The following is a 16684-nucleotide window of genomic DNA, read 5'->3' as shown; positions in this document are numbered from 1 at the left end:
TCGCGAAATATGGCTCGTATGGTCGTCGCCATGACCATCGACGCCTTCATCGACGCGCTGCCCAAGGTCGAGCTCCACGTCCACCTGATCGGCTCGGCCTCGGTCCCCACCGTGCTGGAGCTCGCCCGCCGCCACCCCGGCGGCCCGGTCCCCACCAGCGAGGAGGAGCTGCGCCGCTTCTACACCTTCCGCGACTTCCCGCACTTCGCCCAGGTGTACCGGGCCGTCAACGCGCTCGTCAGGGAGCCGGAGGACGTGGCGACCCTCGTGCTCGGCCTGGCCCGCGACCTGGCCCCGCAGGGCGCCCGCTACGTGGAGCTCCAGGTGACCCCGTACGCCCACCACGTCGTCGGCATGCCCATGCGCGAGGTGACGCAGGCCCTCGACCTGGCCGCGGAGCGTTCGCTGGCCGATCACGGGGTGGAGATGGCGTACATCTTCGACATCCCCGGCGAGTACGGCGAGGAGGCCGCCAAGGTGACCGTGGAGCACGCGCTCCAGGAACCTCCCGCCGCGCTGGTAGGTTTCGGGATCGGCGGCATCGAGCAGGAGCGCACGAAATATCGGGACGCGTACCGATCGGCGTTCTCGGCCGCCCGCGCCGCCGGCCTCCACAGCGTCCCGCACGGCGGCGAGATGAGCGGCCCCGAGACGATCTGGGAGGTCATCGAGGGCTACGGCGCCGAACGCATCGGCCACGGCATCAACTGCCTCGCCGACCCGCGCCTGGTCGCCCACCTGCGCGAGACCCAGCTCCCGCTGGACGTCTGCCCCACCTCGAACGTCTGCACCGGCCAGGTCGCCGACCTCGCCGCGCACCCGCTGCCGAGGATGCTGGAGGAGGGCCTGTACGTGACGCTGAACAGCGACGACCCGCCCATGTTCGCCACGACGCTGGCCGACGAGTACCGGGCCGCCGCCCGGGCCTTCGGCTTCGGCAAGCCGGAGCTGGCCCAGTTGGCCAGGAACGGCGTGCGGGCGTCGTACCTGGCCGAGGAGCGCAAGCAGGCGCTGATCGACGAGATCGACGAACTGGCCCGGTAGGGCGGGGACCGCGCGGCCCCCGCCCTGTCCGTAATCAGGGCGCGGCCATCAGGGGGACGAGATGCGCCCCAGCTCCGGCGGGATCTTGCTGGCCGCCGCCCGGTCCAGCAGGAACAGCGTGCGCGCCCGCCCCCTGGCGCCCGAGGCGGGCACCTGGACGTGCCCCGAGTCCGACAGCGCCAGCCGGACGGCTCCCGACTTCTCCTCACCGGCCGCCACCACCCAGACCTCGCGCGAGGACTGGATGGCAGGCAGCGTCAGCGAGATGCGGGTCGGCGGGGGTTTCGGCGCGCCGTGGACGGCCACCACCGGGCGCGTGTCGTACAGCGCGGGCATGCCCGGGAACAGCGACGCCACGTGCGAGTCGGGGCCCATGCCGAGCAGCATCACGTCGAAGCCCGGCACGGGACCGTGGTCCTCCGGCCGGGCCGCCCTGCGCAGCTCGGCCGCGTAGGACTCGGCCGACTCCTCGGCCGTCAGGCCGGAGTCGGGGCCGAGCATGACGTGGACCCGCTCCGGGTTGACGTCCACGTGGTCGAGCAGGGCCTCCCGGGCCCCGGTCTCGTTGCGTTCCTTGTCGCCGGAGGGCAGGAAGCGCTCGTCGCCCCACCAGATGTCCAGCCGTCGCCAGTCGACGGCGTCGCGGGCGGGGGTCGCGGCGATCGCCGCCAGCGTGGCGATGCCGACCGTGCCGCCCGTGAGCACGATCGAGGCCGACCCCTTGGCCGACTGCACGTCGACCAGGCGGGTGATGATCCGCGCCGCCACGGCATTGGCAAGGACGTCGGCGTCGCGGTGGACGACCACGCTGGGAACGCTCACGGGTACTACTTTCTCAGCCACTGCGGTCCCAAGTCATCCCTTGTACGTGCGTGCGAACCGCTTGACCGCGGCCTCGTAGATCTCGTCGGGGTCGAGCCTGCGCAGCTCCTCCGCCATCAGCTCGGCGGTCTGGCGCCGGGCCAGGGCCACGTTGCGGTCGGGCTGGCCCGGCCGCGACAGCGTGGCCAGGCGGGCGTCGGTCCGCACCACGGTCAGCTCGCCGTCGTTGAGCTGCAGGCGCACGGCCGTCAGCCCGGGGCCGGGGGAGTCGACGACCTTGACCGGGGCGCCGAGCCGGTCCGACAGCCAGGCGGCCAGCAGCGGCGCGCTCGGGTTGCCCGGAGAGGCCTCCACCACGCCCTTGCGGACCTTGCCCACCGGCTGGTCGAACGCGGCGGCCAGCAGGCTGCGCCACGGCGTCAGCCGGGCCCAGGACAGGTCGGTGTCGCCGCGGGAGTAGCCCTTGGCCCGGGTCACCAGCGACTTGACGCCGCCGTCGTCGAACCCTCTGGCGTCGGTGATCCGGCGCTGCGCGAGGGCGCCGACCGCGTCCTTGGCGGGGACGTCGGGCGCCGCGCCCGGCCACCACACCACGACGGGCGTGTCGGGCAGCAGGAGCGGGCTGACCACGGAGTCGGCGTGCTGGGTCAGCTCGCCGTACAGGCGCAGGACCACGACCTCGCCCGGCGTGGACTCGCCGATGCGCAGCTCCGCGTCGAGCCTGATCGGCTCCTCGGCCTCACGGTTGATCACGACGATGATGCGCGACGGGTGCTCGCGGGCCGCGTCGGTGGCCGCGCGCAGCGCGTCGTACTGGTGGCGCTCCTCGCAGACCACCACGAGCGTCAGCACCATGCCGATGGCGGGCGCGCCCATCTGGTGGCGCAGATGCGTGAACTGCGCCGAGATCTTCCCCGCCGTCGTGTCCGACAGCATGAAAGTAGTCAATTTAGAGTCTCCTCCACACGCGCCCGTCGCGGGCCATCATCGCGTCGGCCGACGGCGGCCCCCACGAACCGGCCTCGTAAGGCTCCGGCTGGCCCTGCGTGGCCCAGAACTCCTCGATCGGGTCGAGGATCTTCCACGACAGCTCGACCTCCCGCTGGTGCGGGAAGAGCGGCGGATCGCCGATCATCACGTCGAGCAGCAGCCGCTCGTACGCCTCCGGGGACGACTCCAGGAACGACTCGCCGTAGGCGAAGTCCATGGACACGTCCCGGACCTCCATGGCGGTCCCCGGCACCTTCGAACCGAACCGCACGGTGATGCCCTCGTCCGGCTGGACCCGCACCACCAGCGCGTTCTGGCCCAGGATCTCGGTGTCGTCCTTGCTGAACGGCAGGTGCGGCGCCCGCTGGAAGACCACGGCCACCTCCGTCACCCGGCGGCCCAGCCGCTTGCCGGTGCGCAGGTAGAACGGCACGCCCGCCCACCGGCGGTTGGCGATCTCCAGCTTGACGGCCGCGTACGTCTCGGTCGTGGACTCGGCCGAGATGCCCTCCTCCTGGAGGTAGCCGACCACCTTCTCGCCGCCCTGCCAGCCGGCGGAGTACTGGCCCCGCGCCGTGTTCAGCGCCAGGTTGGCCGGCAGCCGCACGGCCTTGAGCACCTTCTCCTTCTCCCGCCGCAGCGCCGAGGCGTCGAACGAGGTCGGGTCCTCCATGGCGACCAGCGCGAGGAGCTGGAGCAGGTGGTTCTGGATCACGTCGCGGGCCGCGCCGATGCCGTCGTAGTAGCCCGCGCGCCCGCCGATGCCGATGTCCTCGGCCATGGTGATCTGCACGTGGTCGACGAAGCCGCGGTTCCAGATGGGCTCGTAGAGGTTGTTGGCGAACCGCAGCGCCATGATGTTCTGGACGGTCTCCTTGCCCAGGTAGTGGTCGATCCGGAAGATCGAGCTCTCCGGGAAGGCCGAGGTGGTGATCTCGTTCAGCTCGTGGGCCGACTTGAGGTCGTGCCCGAACGGCTTCTCGATGACCACGCGCCGCCACGACCCGTCGGGCGCGTCGGCCAGCCCGGTCCGCTTGAGCTGCTCCACCACCACGGGGAAGAACTTCGGCGGCACCGACAGGTAGAACGCGTAGTTTCCGCCCGTGCCCCGGGTCTCGTCGATCTCCGCCAGCGCCATGGCCAGCGCGTCGAACGCCCCGTCGTCGGAGAACTCGCCGGGCACGAAGTGGATGCCCTCGCGGATCTGCTTCCAGACCTCCTCACGGAAGGGCGTCCTGGCGTGCGCCTTGACGGCGTCGTGCGTCAACTGGGCGAAATCCTGGTCTTTCCAATCGCGCCGGGCGAAGCCGACCAGCGAGAAGCCGGGCGGCAGCAGCCCCCGGTTGCCCAGGTCGTAAATCGCCGGCAACAGCTTGCGCTTGGCCAGGTCACCCGTCACGCCGAACAACACCATCACGCACGGTCCCGCAACCCGCGGCAGCCGCTTGTCGCGCGGATCGCGCAGCGGGTTGGCGGCGGCCACCTCCTCGGTGGTGGCGGTGCCCGCGACGGCGGCCGCGACGGCCTCCTCCACGGGTGCTGCCGGGTCAGTCATCTCAAGCCTCCTGTGCTGCTGCGAGCAAGCGCGCGACACCCGCCGCGCGATCGGTCAAATGCAGTCGTACGGCGGGCCGCCCGCGGGTCTCGAGGGCCCCCAGGTCGCCGAGCGCCTGGGCGAGCTGGAGCCGCCCCAGCGTGTACGGCCGGCCGGGGACCGGAACGTCCTCGGCCACCGCCCCGGTGATCTGCAGGAACACCCCGTTCTGCGGCCCGCCCTTGTGGTACTGCCCCGTCGAGTGGAGCAGGCGCGGCCCCCACCCGAACGTCACCGGCCGGTTGGTGCGCAGCGCGAGCAGCGCCCGCAGCGTCGCCGGATCGGCCATCATCCAGGCGTCGGTCATCTGCTCGAAGTCGGCCCCGTCGGGCACCGGGGCGTCGAAGGCCGCCATCCGGTCCAGAAAGGCCATGATCGACAGGTAGCCGTCCGCCGGTATCGCGTTCAGCAGCTCGGCGAACAGCCCGGGCAGGTCCCGGGCCGTGACCGCGCCGTACACCTCGACGGGCCCGTCCACGAACGCCGGCGCGCCGGCCGGCAGGTCGGGCAGGGCCAGCAGCGCCGCGGTGTTCTCCTTGGACTCGGTCACGTTCGGCTGGTCGAACGGGTTGATCTCCAGGAGCAGCCCCGCGAGGGCGGTGGCGTACTCCCAGACCAGGAACTGCGCGCCCAGCGGCCCGTCCACGCGCACGTCCCCGACGTCGGTCTCGATGGCGACGACCAGCTCGTCGCCGCTCTCGTTGGGGTCGGCGCCCACGACGGGCAGGATCCCCCTGCCCTGCTTGCCGGTGGACTCGGCCACGAGCTGCTCGATCCAGTCGGGCAGCCCGGTGATGGCCGAGAGCTGGTCCTCCAGCAGCAGCTTGTCGCGGCCGGCCAGCGCCGCGCCGCCGAGCGCGGCGCCCAGGTCGAGCCCGGGGTTGCCGGTGTCGCGCGACAGCAGCGGCAGCACCTCCCCGGCCTCGTCCAGCAGCCGGGCCACGTCGGCGCCCGCCAGCGCGCCGGGCACCAGCCCGAACGCCGACAGCGCCGAGAAGCGGCCGCCGACGTCCGGCTGGGCGAGCACCAGGTCGTAGCCGGCCTCCACGGCCCGCTTCTCCAGCGGCGAGCCGGGGTCGGTGACGACCACGACGCGGTCGGCGGGGGGCAGCCCCGCGTCCGTGAACAGCCGCTCGTAGATCCGCAGCAGGGAGTCGGTCTCCACGGTCGCGCCGCTCTTGCCGGCCACGACCACCACCGTGGCGTCGAGCTGCTCGGCCAGCGCGCGCCGCACCTGCCCCGGGTCGGTCGTGTCCAGCACGGTGAGCGGCACGTCGGCGGTGGCGCAGATGACCTCCGCCGCCAGCGACGAGCCGCCCATCCCGGCCAGCACCACGTTGGTCAGGCCCGCGGCGCGGGCCCGCTCGGCGAGCCCGCCCAGCACGGGCAGCAGCTCGCGAGAGTAGCGGGGCAGGGTCAGCCAGCCGAGCCTGACCGCCGCCTCCCGCTCGGCGTCCTCACCCCACAGCGTGGGGTCGCCGGCGGCGAGCCGCGCGGGCACGCCGTCGGCGACGAGGCGCCCCGCGACGGAGGAAGCGGCCGAGGCCACCCCCTCCTCGCGGTAGGAAACCTCCATCACGGAACCAGGTTCTTGGTGACGCTCTCGAGCAGCTCGTTCCAGGACGCCTCGAACTTCTCGACGCCCTCGTCCTCCAGCACCTTCACCACGTCGTCGTAGTCGATGCCGGCCTCCTTGAGCGCGGCCATGGTGTTCCAGGCCTGCTCGTAGAAGGGGCGGACCGTGTCGCCGGTGACGTTGGCGTGGTCGGCCGTGGCGTCAAGCGTCTTCTCCGGCATCGTGTTGACGGTGCCGGGGGCGACGAGCTGGTCGACGTACATGGTGTCGGAGTAGTCGGGGTTCTTGACGCCGGTGGAGGCCCACAGCGGCCGCTGCGGACGGGCGCCCGCCGAGCGCAGGCGCTGCCAGCGCTCGGAGTTCATCACGTCCTCGTACGCCGCGTAGGCCAGGCGCGCGTTGGCGATGCCCGCCTTGCCCTTCAGCTCCGGCTTGCCCACCTTGTCGAGCCGCTTGTCGATCTCGGTGTCGACGCGGCTGACGAAGAACGAGGCCACCGACTCGATCGAGGCGAGGTTGAGGCCCTTGGCCTGCGCCGCCTCGAGGCCGGCGAGCCAGGCGTCCATGACCGCGCGGTAGCGCTCGAGGGAGAAGATCAGCGTGACGTTGACGCTGATGCCCTCCGAGAGCGCCTGCGTGATCGCGGGCAGGCCCTCGACCGTGGCCGGGATCTTGATGAACAGGTTGGGCCTGTCGACCATCCACCACAGCGCGCGGGCCTCGGCGACCGTCTTCTCGGTCTCGCGGGCCAGGCGCGGGTCCACCTCCAGCGACACGCGGCCGTCCACGCCGCCCGTGGCGTCGAAGACGGGGCGCAGCACGTCGGCGGCCCAGCGGATGTCGTAGGTGGTGATGGCGCGCACGGCCTCGCCCACTTCCACGCCGCGTACGGCGAGGTCGTGGAGCTGGGAGGCGTAGGCGTCACCCTTGCTGAGCGCGTTGGCGAAGATCGTCGGGTTGGAGGTCACCCCGACGACGTTCTTCTCGCGGATCAGCTGCTCGAGGTTGCCGGTGCGCAGTCGCTCACGGCTGATGTCGTCGAGCCAGATGGCAACGCCCTGGCCGGACAGGTTCTTGAGGATCTCGCTCATCTCTTCTTCAGTTTCCCGTCGTCTCGCCCTTTTCCTGACCAAGCTTGGCCAGGCTCGCATGTGCCGCCGCCGCCACGCGCTCCGCCGTGAGCCCGAACAGCTCGTACAAAGTCTTGTACGGGGCGGAGGCACCGAAGTGTTCGAGCCCGACCACTTCGCCGCACTCGCCGACGAACTCGTGCCAGCCGAGCGCGATGCCGGCCTCGACCGCGACCCGAGCCCGGATCGACGAAGGCAGAACCGTCTGCCTATATGCGATGTCCTGCCCCTTGAACCATTCGACACACGGCATCGACACGACCCGCGTCGGGATGCCCTTGCCCTCCAGCAGCTCGCGGCCCGCCAGCGCGATCTCCACCTCGCTGCCGGTGGCGATGAGGATGACCTTGGGCTGGCCGTCGGAGGCCTCGCGCAGGATGTAGCCGCCGCGGGCCACGCCCTCGGCGCTGGTGCCCTCGACGACCGGAAGGTTCTGCCTGGTCAGGGCCAGGGCGGCGGGCCGGTCGGTGTGCTTGAGCACGGCCTTCCAGGCGTAGGCCGTCTCGTTGGCGTCGGCCGGGCGCACCACGTCGAGGCCGGGGATCGCGCGCAGCGCCCACAGGTGCTCGATCGGCTGGTGGGTGGGGCCGTCCTCGCCGAGGCCGATGGAGTCGTGCGTCCACACGTACGTGACCGGCAGCTTCATCAGCGCGGCCAGGCGCACCGACGGGCGCATGTAGTCGGAGAAGACCAGGAAGGTGCCGCCGTACGGGCGGGTGCCGCCGTGCAGGGCGATGCCGTTGAGGATGGCGCCCATGGCGTGCTCGCGGATGCCGAAGTGCAGCGTGCGGCCGTAGCGGTTGCCGGGGAACTCCTTGGTCTGGAACTCCTCGGGGATGAAGGACGGCTCGCCCTTCATCGTGGTGTTGTTGGACTCCGCCAGGTCGGCCGAGCCGCCCCACAGCTCCGGCAGCACCGGCGCGAGCGCGCTGAGCACGTCGCCGGAGGCCTTGCGGGTCGAGATCGACGCGCCCGCCTCGAACGACGGCAGCGCCCTGGCCCAGCCGTTGGGCAGCTCGCGCTGGGAGATGCGGTCGAACTCCTCGGCGCGCTCGGGGTTGGCCAGCCGCCACTCGGCGTAGCCCTTCTCCCACTCTGCGTGCTCGGAGCGGCCGCGCTGGGCGACGCCGCGGGCGTGCTCCAGCACCGTGGCCGGGACGTCGAACGTCTTGGCCGGGTCCATGCCGAGGACTTCCTTGGTGGCGGCGACCTCCGCCTCACCCAGGGCCGAGCCGTGGATCTTGCCGGTGTTCTTCTTGTTGGGGGCGGGCCAGCCGATGATCGTGCGCAGCCGGATGAACGACGGGCGGTCGGTCTCCGCCTTGGCCGCCTGCAGCGCGTCGTAGAGCGCCTGGACGTCCTCGGCGTACTCGCCGGTCTCGGTCCAGTCGACGCTCTGGGTGTGCCAGCCGTACGCCTCGTAACGCTTGACCACGTCCTCGGACTTGGCGATCAGCGTGTCGTCCTCGATGGAGATCTGGTTGTCGTCCCACAGGACGATGAGGTTGCCCAGCTTCTGGTGGCCGGCGAGGGAGCTGGCCTCGTGGCTGATGCCCTCCTCGATGTCGCCGTCGCTGACCACGCACCAGATGTGGTGGTCGAACGGCGAGCCGCCGGCCTCGGTGTCGGGGTCGAACAGGCCGCGCTCGCGGCGGGCCGCCATCGCCATGCCGACCGCGTTGCCCAGGCCCTGGCCGAGCGGGCCGGTCGTGGTCTCGACGCCCGCCGTGTGGCCGTACTCGGGGTGACCGGGCGTCAGGCTGTCCCACTGGCGCAGCCGGCGCAGGTCGTCGAGCGTGAGGCCGTAGCCGGACAGGTAGAGCTGGATGTAGAGCGTCAGGCTCGAGTGCCCGCACGACAGCACGAAACGGTCGCGCCCGGCCCACTTGGGATCGGTCGGGTCGTGACGCATCACACGCTGGAACAACAGGTATGCGGCGGGAGCCAGGCTCATGGCGGTGCCGGGGTGACCCGAGCCCGCCTTCTCCACTGCGTCCATCGCCAGGGCTCGAACGACGTCGACCGCCTGCTTGTCCAGGTCGGTCCATTCGAGGGCTGGCACGAGTTCGGTGCTCAAGTGCTCGATCTCCGGAATCTAGTTGTCATTGATTGGCTATCCCGCCCACACGGGACCCTAACCGAGTGGAGCCGGCGAACGATTCCCATCCCACCCGCACGGGTCCATGTGCGGCGCAAGCCCCCCATTGGCCGGACCGGCCGTCCCTGCGACTACAGTTTGTTTGTTCGCAGGGGCGCCACGGCGCCCACCCATGGATCCGCTCTAATCAGAGGTTACGCGTTGACTCCGCACAGGCTGGAAGCGCCTTGACGGTGCTGACCAACAGGCAGGCGACGGCCCGATCTCCGCAGGTGGAGGGGCCGCGCTCGATCGGCATGATCGTCAAGGCCTACATCGCGCTCACCAAGCCGCGGATCATCGAGCTGCTGCTGATCACGACGCTGCCGGTGATGTTCCTGGCGGCGGGCGGCCTGCCGCCGCTGTGGACGTCGATCTCGGTCATGGTGTTCGGCACCCTATCGGCGGGCAGCGCCAACGCGCTCAACTGCTACGTGGATCGCGACATCGACCAGAAGATGCGCCGCACCCGCCGCAGGCCGCTGGCCAGGCACCAGGTGTCGCCGCGGGGCGCGCTGGTCTTCGGGATCGTGCTCGGCGTGCTGTCCCTGGTGGGCCTGTGGGTGACCACCAACTGGCTGGCCGCGATGCTGTCCACCGGGGCGATCCTGTTCTACGTGCTCGTCTACTCGATGATCCTGAAGCGCCGCACGGCCCAGAACATCGTGTGGGGCGGCATCGCGGGCTGCATGCCGGTGATGATCGGCTGGGCGGGCATCACCGAGCGGCTCGACTGGGCGCCGCTGGTGCTGTTCGGGGTGGTGTTCTTCTGGACGCCGCCGCACACCTGGACGCTGGCCATGCGCTACAAGGAGGACTACGCGGCGGCCAAGGTGCCCATGCTGCCCGTCGTGGCCACCGAGCGGCGGGTGATCCTGGAGTCGATCGCCTACACGTGGGCGACCGTGCTGTGCTCGCTGGCGCTGTGGCCGGTGGCCGGCACGACGCTGTTCTACCCGGTCGTGGCCGCCCTCCTCGGCGCCATGTGCCTGTGGGAGGTCCACCGCCTGCTGGCCCGGCTCAACGCCGGCAAGAGCGGCGTCGACCTGCGCCCCATGCGCTTCTTCCACTGGTCCAACGCCTACCTGGCGCTGCTGTTCCTGGCCGTGGCCATCGACCCGCTGCTGGCCTGACCGCGGCGCGGCCGAGTGTCTGGAGGGTGACGCTGTCTTGACCGGCACGGACCCCGGCCCTCTGATCCGTTAAAGTCACCGTATGGCGACCCGTGATCCACGCTGGGTGTTGAAGGACCGCCCGTCGTTCGCGTTGATCATCGGGCTCGTCCTCACCGGAGTCTGCGCTCTGGTCTCGTTCTCCTTCGACGTGCTCAACGGCGCGCCGGTGCAGTTCTTCATCGCGCTCATGCTGGCGCTCGCGCCGGTGCCGCTGCTGCTGGCGGCCGTGCTGGCGCTCGACCGGATGGAGCCGGAGCCGCGCAGCAACCTGATCTTCGCCTTCGCCTGGGGCGCGGGCGTCGCGGTGCTGGTCGCCGGCCTGATCAACTACCTCAACCTGCACTACATCATCGACACCGCCAAGCTGTCGGAGGCCAGCGCCCGCAACGTCGCGGCCACCTTCGGCGCGCCCGTGGTGGAGGAGACGATGAAGGGGCTGGTGCTGCTCGGGCTGCTCAGGTTCCGCAGGGCCGAGCTCGACGGCCCCACCGACGGCATCATCTACGCCAGCATGGTCGGGCTCGGCTTCGCCATGAGCGAGAACGTCAGCTACTACCTCGCCGCGCTGTCCAACTCCGGCGTCAAGGGGCTGGCGGTCACCGTGGTGCTGCGCGGCATCCTGTCGCCGCTGGCCCACCCGCTGTTCAGCTCGATGATCGGCGTCGCCGTCGCCTACGCCGCCCGGCGCGAGGGGCCCGAGCGGGTCTTCTACATCCTGGCGGGCTGGTCGGGCGCGATGATCCTGCACGGCCTGTGGAACGGCCTGGCCTCCTACGGCGGCTTCCCCGGGCTCGTGGTGGCCTACCTGGCGCTGCTGGCCGTGCTGATCGTGCTCATCGGCGTGGTGTTCAAGGACCGGCGGCGCATCGTGGCCCTCATCCAGCGCTACCTGCCGCCGTACGAGCCGACCAAGCTGGTCACCCAGGCCGACATCTACATGCTGTCGACCTTCCCCCGGCGGCGCCAGGCCAGGCAGTGGGCCAAGGCCCACGGCGGCAAGCGCGGGCTGCGCGCCATGCGCGACTACCAGCTGGCCGCCACCGAGCTGGGCCTGCTGCACGAGCGGGCGGCCCGCCACATGGTCGACGAGCAGGGCTTCCACGAGGAGCAGCGGGCGCTGCTGGAGTGCATGAGCACGGCCAGGGCGGACTTCCCGGTGCCGACGGCGCATGCCCGGTCGGTCGCGCGGGGCACCCCGCCGCCCGGCTACGCGCCCGGCGCGCCGGGCTGAGCCAGGATGTCGGTCAGGGAGACCTCGCGCGGGCCCGGATAGACCGGGTCGGAGTGGAGCACCATCGCGTCGGCGAACGCCTTGGCGGTGGCGAGCAGCTCGCGGGTGGCGTAGGCGTACGTGGGCGCGGCGAACTCCCTGGTCGAGTCGTCACCCACCCCGAACGCCTCCAGACCGGCCGTCCGGCACAGCGTCACGGCCCTGGGCAGGTGGAACTCCTGCGTCACGACCGTCACCCGCAGCGCCCCGAACACCTTGCGCGCCCGCACGCACGAGTCCCACGTGTCGAACCCCGCGTAGTCCAGCACCATCACCCGGTCCGGCACGCCCCTGCGGAGCAGGTAGTCGCGCATGGCCGTCGGCTCGTCGTACTCCTTGCGGCTGTTGTCGCCCGACAGCAGCAGGGCCCGTACCTTGCCCGCCCGGTAGAGCTCGGCGGCGATGTCGAGCCGGTGGGCCAGCATCGGCGTGGGCTGCGTGCCGTACAGGCCCGCGCCCAGCACCAGCGCGGCCTGCGCCGCAGGCACCCGCCCGAGCCAGCCGTCGCCGACGGCCGTCACGCGGTGCGCCGAGCTGCCGAGCCAGGCCCACGTCATGGGCGCCAGGCAGAGCACGCTGACCAGCACCAGACTCTGGTACGCGCGCCGCAGGGCCTTCCGAGTGGGGCGGACTTTCAGTAACAAATCACACCCTCCAGGCGGTGGGGGAGTGGCGGACCGATCCCCTCATACCCTGGCATATCCACTCAGACGGCGGCGGGTGCTCCGGCGGCTTCGGCGGGGGAGTGGTCGGCGGGGGCGGTCTGCGGGGAGCGGGCGCGCAGCGAGGTGACCACCCTGAGCGCGGCGATCCAGACCAGCGTGGAGCCGAGCACGTGCAGCAGCACCAGCGCGGCGGGCACGGCCAGGAAGTACTGCGTGTAGCCGAGCACGCCCTGGCCCAGCTCCACGGCCAGCAGCGCCAGCGCCGCCAGCCGGGCGGGCCGGGGCGCCTTGCTCACATGCAGGGCGAACAGCAGCGCGAACGTCAGCCCCACCACGACGTACGCGACGTCGGCGTGCAGCCGGGCCACCGCCTCGATGTCGAGGTCGAAGCGGGAGGCCATCTCGTCGCCCGAGTGCGGGCCCGTGCCGCTCACCCCGACCCCGACCACCAGCAGGGCGAACACGGCCGCGAGCAGCGCGTAGCCGAGTTTGCGGATGTCGCGGTGGGCCACCGGCCGCGCCGGTCCGTCGCCCTCGCCCGCGCGGGCGTACAGCATCCAGCAGGCGGCGATCAGGCCGATGGAGATGAGGAAGTGCATGCCCACCGTGAACGGGTTGAGCATCGTGCTGACCACCAGGCCGCCCCACAGCGCCTGCGCCAGGACGCCCGCCGGCTGCAGCAGCGCCAGCGCCGCCAGCGAGCGCCTGCGCGGCGCCAGCCGCAACGCCGACACCACGCACGCCACGCCCACCGCCAGCACCAGGAACGTCAGCAGCCGGTTGCCGAACTCGACGAGCATGTTGAGCATCGACACCTCGGGGTGCGCGACCGGGATGAAGCTGTCCGGCGTGCACTTGGGCCAGGTCGGGCAGCCCAGCCCGGAACCGGTGACGCGCACGCCCGCGCCCGTCACCGCGATGCCCGCGTTGACCACCACGGACGCCAGCGCCCAGGCCCGCATCGACTGCTTCGTGGGCGCCCAGACGGAGAACAGGCTGCGCACGTGGCGGTTGGGGTGGTCGGTGGGTAGCTTCACGCCATCGATGGTACGGGCCCACCCACCCGGTCCCACCACCGGTCACCCCACCCCCGACCCCACGACGAACCCTCGGCCGTCCTCCAGGTTCCCCCACCCGAAGCCCCGGCGAGGCGTGGCGTGCGGCCGTCGCGCGGCGGGCGCGCTGTCGAGCGTGCGGGACGGCGCTCCGGCCACCTGTCCTCGAAAGGACCCCAGCCGAAGTGCGGCGGGCACGTCGGCCATCCCCGGGGGTCCCGGCCGAGTGCGGCGGGCGCGTTTCAGCCACCTCTCCTTGAAGGACCCCAGCCGGAGTGCGGCGGGGCGCGTCGGCCGCCCCCCTCGAAGGGAGTTCGGGCGGGTGCGGCGAGGTGGTGATATGGCGTCGGTGGGTAGCGGCGGGGTCAGGGGCGGCGGTGTCGTCCAGCCGGTGGAAAGGGCCTTCTCAAGAGAGCGGGGTATGTGACATATTACAGATCTGGGAGGTGATGAATGTCCGACGTCATCGTGGTCGGCGCCGGAGTCGTGGGCGCCGCATGCGCCTACTACGCCGCGCGCGCCGGTCTCGACGTGACCGTGGTCGACCGTGGCCCCGTGGCGGGCGGCACGACCGGCTCGGGCGAGGGCAACGTGCTGGTGTCCGACAAGGAGCCGGGCCCCGAGCTGGAGCTGGCCCTGCTGTCCAACCGGCTCTGGCGCTCGCTGGCGGACCTCGGCGGGTTCGAGTTCGAGCCCAAGGGCGGCCTGGTGGTCGCCGAGACCGGCGAGGTCCGGCGGCAGCTCGCCGAGCTGGCCGCCAAGCAGGACGTGAAGCACACCCTGGTGCCCGCCGAGTCGCTGCGCGACTACGAGCCGCACCTGGCCGAGGGCCTGGCCGGCGGGGTCTACTACCCCGAGGACGCTCAGGTGCAGCCCATGCTGGCCGCCGCGCGCCTGCTCAGGCACGGCGCGGAGAGCTTCGGCCACGGGACGCTCCGGCTGCGCCTCGGGGCGGCCGTGACCGGCTTCATCCGGAAAGGGGACCGCGTCGCGGGCGTGCGCACCCCCCAGGGTGACGTGCTCGGCGACGCGGTGATCAACGCGGCGGGCACCTGGGGCGGCGAGGTGGCCGCGCTGGCGGGGGTCGAGCTGCCGATCCTGCCCAGGCGCGGGTTCATCCTCGTCACCGAGCCGCTGCCGCAGCCGCTGATCAGGCACAAGGTCTACACCGCCGCCTACGTCACGAACGTGGCCAGCGACTCGGAGGGCCTGGAGACGTCGGCGGTCGTGGAGGGCACGCCCGCGGGCACCGTGCTCATCGGGGCCAGCAGGGAGCGGGTCGGGTTCGACCGGACGACGTCGGTGCCGGTGCTCGCCCGCCTGGCCGAGCAGGCCGTGGCGCTGTTCCCCGCGCTGCGCGAGGTGCGGGCCATCAGGTCCTACTGCGGGTTCCGGCCGTACTGCCCGGACCACCTGCCCGTCATCGGCGCCGACCCGCGCGTTCCCGGGCTCTATCACGCCTGCGGGCACGAGGGGGCGGGCATCGGGCTCGCCCCGGCGACCGGTCACCTGCTCGCGCAGGTGCTCACCGGCTCCCCGACCGACCTGGACCTGCGGCCCTTCCGGCCGGATCGCTTCGCGGAGGAGTCCTCTTGACGTTCCACATCACGATCGACGGGCGTCCGGTGCCCGTCGTGCCCGGGCAGACGATCGGGGCGGCGCTGCACGCGGCCGGGGTGCGGTCGTGGCGCAGCACCCGTTTCGGCGGGCGGCCCCGCGGGCTGTTCTGCGGGATCGGGGTCTGCTTCGACTGCCTGATCTCGGTCAACGGGCGGGCGCCCGAGCGGGCCTGCCTGGTGGAGGCCGCGCCCGGTGACGAGGTGACGACGTCATGACGTACGACCTGGCGGTGATCGGCGGCGGGCCCGCCGGGGTGGCCGGCGCGCTCACGGCGGCGCTGGCCGGACTGCGGGTGGCGCTCCTGGACTCTTCCGTACGGCTCGGCGGCCAGTACTTCCGCCACGCCGCCGACCCCGAGCCCGCGCCCGGCCTGGAGCGGTTCCTGCGGCAGGCGCGGGCCCTGGACGCCCGCGCCGACGTGCTACTACGCCACCAGGTGTGGAGCGTCAGCCGCGAGCCCGGCGGGGACCTCGTCGTTCACTGCGTCACGCGTGCCGAGGGCTCCGCGGAGCGGCAGGTCGTCCTGCGGGCGCGGCGGCTGCTGATCGCCACCGGCGCGCACGACCGGCCGCTGCCGTTCCCCGGGTGGGACCTGCCCGGCGTCCTGACCGCCGGCGGCGCGCAGGCGCTGCTCAAGGGCAACGGCGTCGTGGCGGGCCGGCGGATCGTCGTCTCCGGCACCGGCCCGTTCCTGCTGCCCGTGGCCACCGGCCTGGCCGGGGCGGGGGCGCGGGTGCTCGGGGTGCTCGAGGCGAACGGCGGGCTCGGGCTGGCCAGGCATCCGCTGCTGGCCCTGGGCAAGGCCGGGGAGGCCGCCGGGTACGCCGCCAGCCTGGCCAGGCACCGCGTGCCGTACCGGACGCGCCAGGCGGTGGTCGCGGCGCACGGCGAGCGCGAGGTGGAGGCCGTCACCGTGGCCCGCCTCGACCAGGAGTGGAACGTTCTCGCCACCCGCGTCGTCGAGTGCGACACGGTGGCCGTCGGCTACGGGTTCGTGCCGCAGATCGACCTGGGCACCCAGCTCGGCTGCGCCACCCGCGACGACGTGGACGGCAGCCCCGTGCTCGACGCGGACGCCGCCCAGCGCACCTCCGTGCCCGGGGTCTGGGCCGCTGGGGAGCCCACGGGCGTGGGCGGCTGGCTCCTGTCCGAGACCGAGGGCCGCATCGCCGGCCGCGCCGTGGTGGCCGACTCGCGCGGCTCCCGGCCGGCCTCGGGGGCGGAGTCAGGGCTGCTGCTGCGCCGCCGGGAGCGCGGGCGGGCCTTCGGGGAGGCGCTGCAGCGGGCCTACCCCGTCAAACCCGGCTGGCAGGGCTGGCTGCGCGACGACACAACGGTGTGCCGCTGCGAGGAGGTGCCGCTGGCCCGCCTGCGCGAGGCGCAGGACCTCGGCGCCACCGACGCGCGCTCGATCAAGCTGCTGGCCAGGCCCGGCATGGGCTGGTGCCAGGGCCGCATCTGCGGCTACGCCGTCTCCTGCCTGGCCGGGGAGCCGCAGCGGCCGCCCCGCCGCCCCATCGCCCAGCCCGTCACCCTTGGCGCGCTGGCCGAGCTTCCCGATGTTTCCGATCTTCCCGACGTTCCCCCCGCCCACTGACTCTGACAT

At 72.2% G+C, this 16684-nt stretch carries 14 protein-coding genes; 6 read left to right on the top strand and 8 right to left on the bottom strand.

Features of this window, described 5'->3' with window-relative positions:
* Nucleotides 1-30: 30 nt before the first annotated feature.
* Nucleotides 31-1044, top strand: a complete 1014-nt coding sequence (add, locus tag H4W80_RS15375) for an adenosine deaminase (protein WP_192785722.1) — start codon at nt 31-33, stop codon at nt 1042-1044.
* 48 nt (nt 1045-1092) lie between these two features.
* On the opposite strand, the gene pgl is transcribed toward add, so the two are convergent.
* The 6 genes from pgl to tkt are packed head-to-tail and all read right to left on the bottom strand — an operon-like array spanning nt 1093 to nt 9233.
* Entirely contained in the window at nt 1093-1866 is a 774-nt protein-coding gene (pgl, locus tag H4W80_RS15370; RefSeq protein ID WP_192785721.1) for a 6-phosphogluconolactonase, read from the bottom strand.
* Between the two features lie 33 nt (nt 1867-1899).
* Entirely contained in the window at nt 1900-2814 is a 915-nt protein-coding gene (locus H4W80_RS15365) for a glucose-6-phosphate dehydrogenase assembly protein OpcA (protein WP_192785720.1), read from the bottom strand.
* Nucleotide 2815: 1 nt separating this feature from the next.
* A complete protein-coding gene (gene zwf, locus H4W80_RS15360; RefSeq protein ID WP_225963460.1) occupies nt 2816-4411 on the bottom strand; it encodes a glucose-6-phosphate dehydrogenase in 1596 nt (531 codons plus the stop codon).
* A 1-nt stretch (nt 4412) separates the two neighbouring features.
* A complete protein-coding gene (locus H4W80_RS15355) occupies nt 4413-6026 on the bottom strand; it encodes a glucose-6-phosphate isomerase (RefSeq protein ID WP_192793515.1) in 1614 nt (537 codons plus the stop codon).
* On the bottom strand, nt 6026-7117 hold the full coding sequence (gene tal / locus H4W80_RS15350) for a transaldolase (RefSeq protein WP_192785719.1): 1092 nt from the start codon (nt 7115-7117) through the stop codon (nt 6026-6028). The genes H4W80_RS15355 and tal overlap by 1 nt, the downstream gene beginning before the upstream one ends.
* A 7-nt stretch (nt 7118-7124) precedes the next feature.
* Entirely contained in the window at nt 7125-9233 is a 2109-nt protein-coding gene (gene tkt, locus H4W80_RS15345; RefSeq protein WP_192785718.1) for a transketolase, read from the bottom strand.
* A gap of 248 nt (nt 9234-9481) precedes the next feature.
* Here tkt and H4W80_RS15340 point away from each other — a divergent pair, with 248 nt between their 5' ends.
* The gene (locus tag H4W80_RS15340; protein ID WP_192785717.1) at nt 9482-10426 is read left to right on the top strand and encodes a heme o synthase; all 945 of its coding nucleotides are present in this window, start codon (nt 9482-9484) and stop codon (nt 10424-10426) included.
* Nucleotides 10427-10508: 82 nt separating this feature from the next.
* A complete protein-coding gene (locus H4W80_RS15335) occupies nt 10509-11699 on the top strand; it encodes a PrsW family intramembrane metalloprotease (protein ID WP_185076985.1) in 1191 nt (396 codons plus the stop codon).
* On the opposite strand, the gene H4W80_RS15330 is transcribed toward H4W80_RS15335, so the two are convergent.
* Both H4W80_RS15330 and H4W80_RS15325 read right to left on the bottom strand, forming a co-directional pair.
* Complete coding sequence (locus tag H4W80_RS15330; RefSeq protein ID WP_225963459.1) at nt 11675-12382, bottom strand: SanA/YdcF family protein; 708 nt, start codon at nt 12380-12382, stop codon at nt 11675-11677. The genes H4W80_RS15335 and H4W80_RS15330 overlap by 25 nt on opposite strands.
* A gap of 62 nt (nt 12383-12444) precedes the next feature.
* A complete protein-coding gene (locus H4W80_RS15325; protein ID WP_192785716.1) occupies nt 12445-13440 on the bottom strand; it encodes a COX15/CtaA family protein in 996 nt (331 codons plus the stop codon).
* 471 nt (nt 13441-13911) lie between these two features.
* Here H4W80_RS15325 and H4W80_RS15320 point away from each other — a divergent pair, with 471 nt between their 5' ends.
* The 3 genes from H4W80_RS15320 to H4W80_RS15310 are packed head-to-tail and all read left to right on the top strand — an operon-like array spanning nt 13912 to nt 16675.
* Nucleotides 13912-15054, top strand: a complete 1143-nt coding sequence (locus H4W80_RS15320; protein ID WP_192785715.1) for an NAD(P)/FAD-dependent oxidoreductase — start codon at nt 13912-13914, stop codon at nt 15052-15054.
* Entirely contained in the window at nt 15051-15293 is a 243-nt protein-coding gene (locus H4W80_RS15315) for a (2Fe-2S)-binding protein (protein ID WP_185076981.1), read from the top strand. The genes H4W80_RS15320 and H4W80_RS15315 overlap by 4 nt, the downstream gene beginning before the upstream one ends.
* Nucleotides 15290-16675, top strand: coding sequence for an NAD(P)/FAD-dependent oxidoreductase (locus H4W80_RS15310; RefSeq protein ID WP_192785714.1), 1386 nt, complete (start codon nt 15290-15292; stop codon nt 16673-16675). The genes H4W80_RS15315 and H4W80_RS15310 overlap by 4 nt, the downstream gene beginning before the upstream one ends.
* Nucleotides 16676-16684: the final 9 nt, after the last annotated feature.

This window comes from Nonomuraea angiospora, assembly GCF_014873145.1.
Classification (GTDB): domain Bacteria; phylum Actinomycetota; class Actinomycetes; order Streptosporangiales; family Streptosporangiaceae; genus Nonomuraea; species Nonomuraea angiospora.
This window is presented reverse-complemented; position numbering and strand designations above follow the sequence as displayed.

Excerpts from the sequence above, each read along its gene's own strand:
- add (WP_192785722.1), top strand. The coding sequence starts at position 31 with ATGACCATCGACGCCTTCATCGACGCGCTGCCCAAGGTCGAGCTCCAC.
- zwf (WP_225963460.1), bottom strand. The coding sequence starts at position 4,411 with ATGACTGACCCGGCAGCACCCGTGGAGGAGGCCGTCGCGGCCGCCGTC.
- H4W80_RS15355 (WP_192793515.1), bottom strand. The coding sequence starts at position 6,026 with ATGGAGGTTTCCTACCGCGAGGAGGGGGTGGCCTCGGCCGCTTCCTCC.
- tal (WP_192785719.1), bottom strand. The coding sequence starts at position 7,117 with ATGAGCGAGATCCTCAAGAACCTGTCCGGCCAGGGCGTTGCCATCTGG.
- H4W80_RS15335 (WP_185076985.1), top strand. The coding sequence starts at position 10,509 with ATGGCGACCCGTGATCCACGCTGGGTGTTGAAGGACCGCCCGTCGTTC.
- H4W80_RS15320 (WP_192785715.1), top strand. The coding sequence starts at position 13,912 with ATGTCCGACGTCATCGTGGTCGGCGCCGGAGTCGTGGGCGCCGCATGC.
- H4W80_RS15310 (WP_192785714.1), top strand. The coding sequence starts at position 15,290 with ATGACGTACGACCTGGCGGTGATCGGCGGCGGGCCCGCCGGGGTGGCC.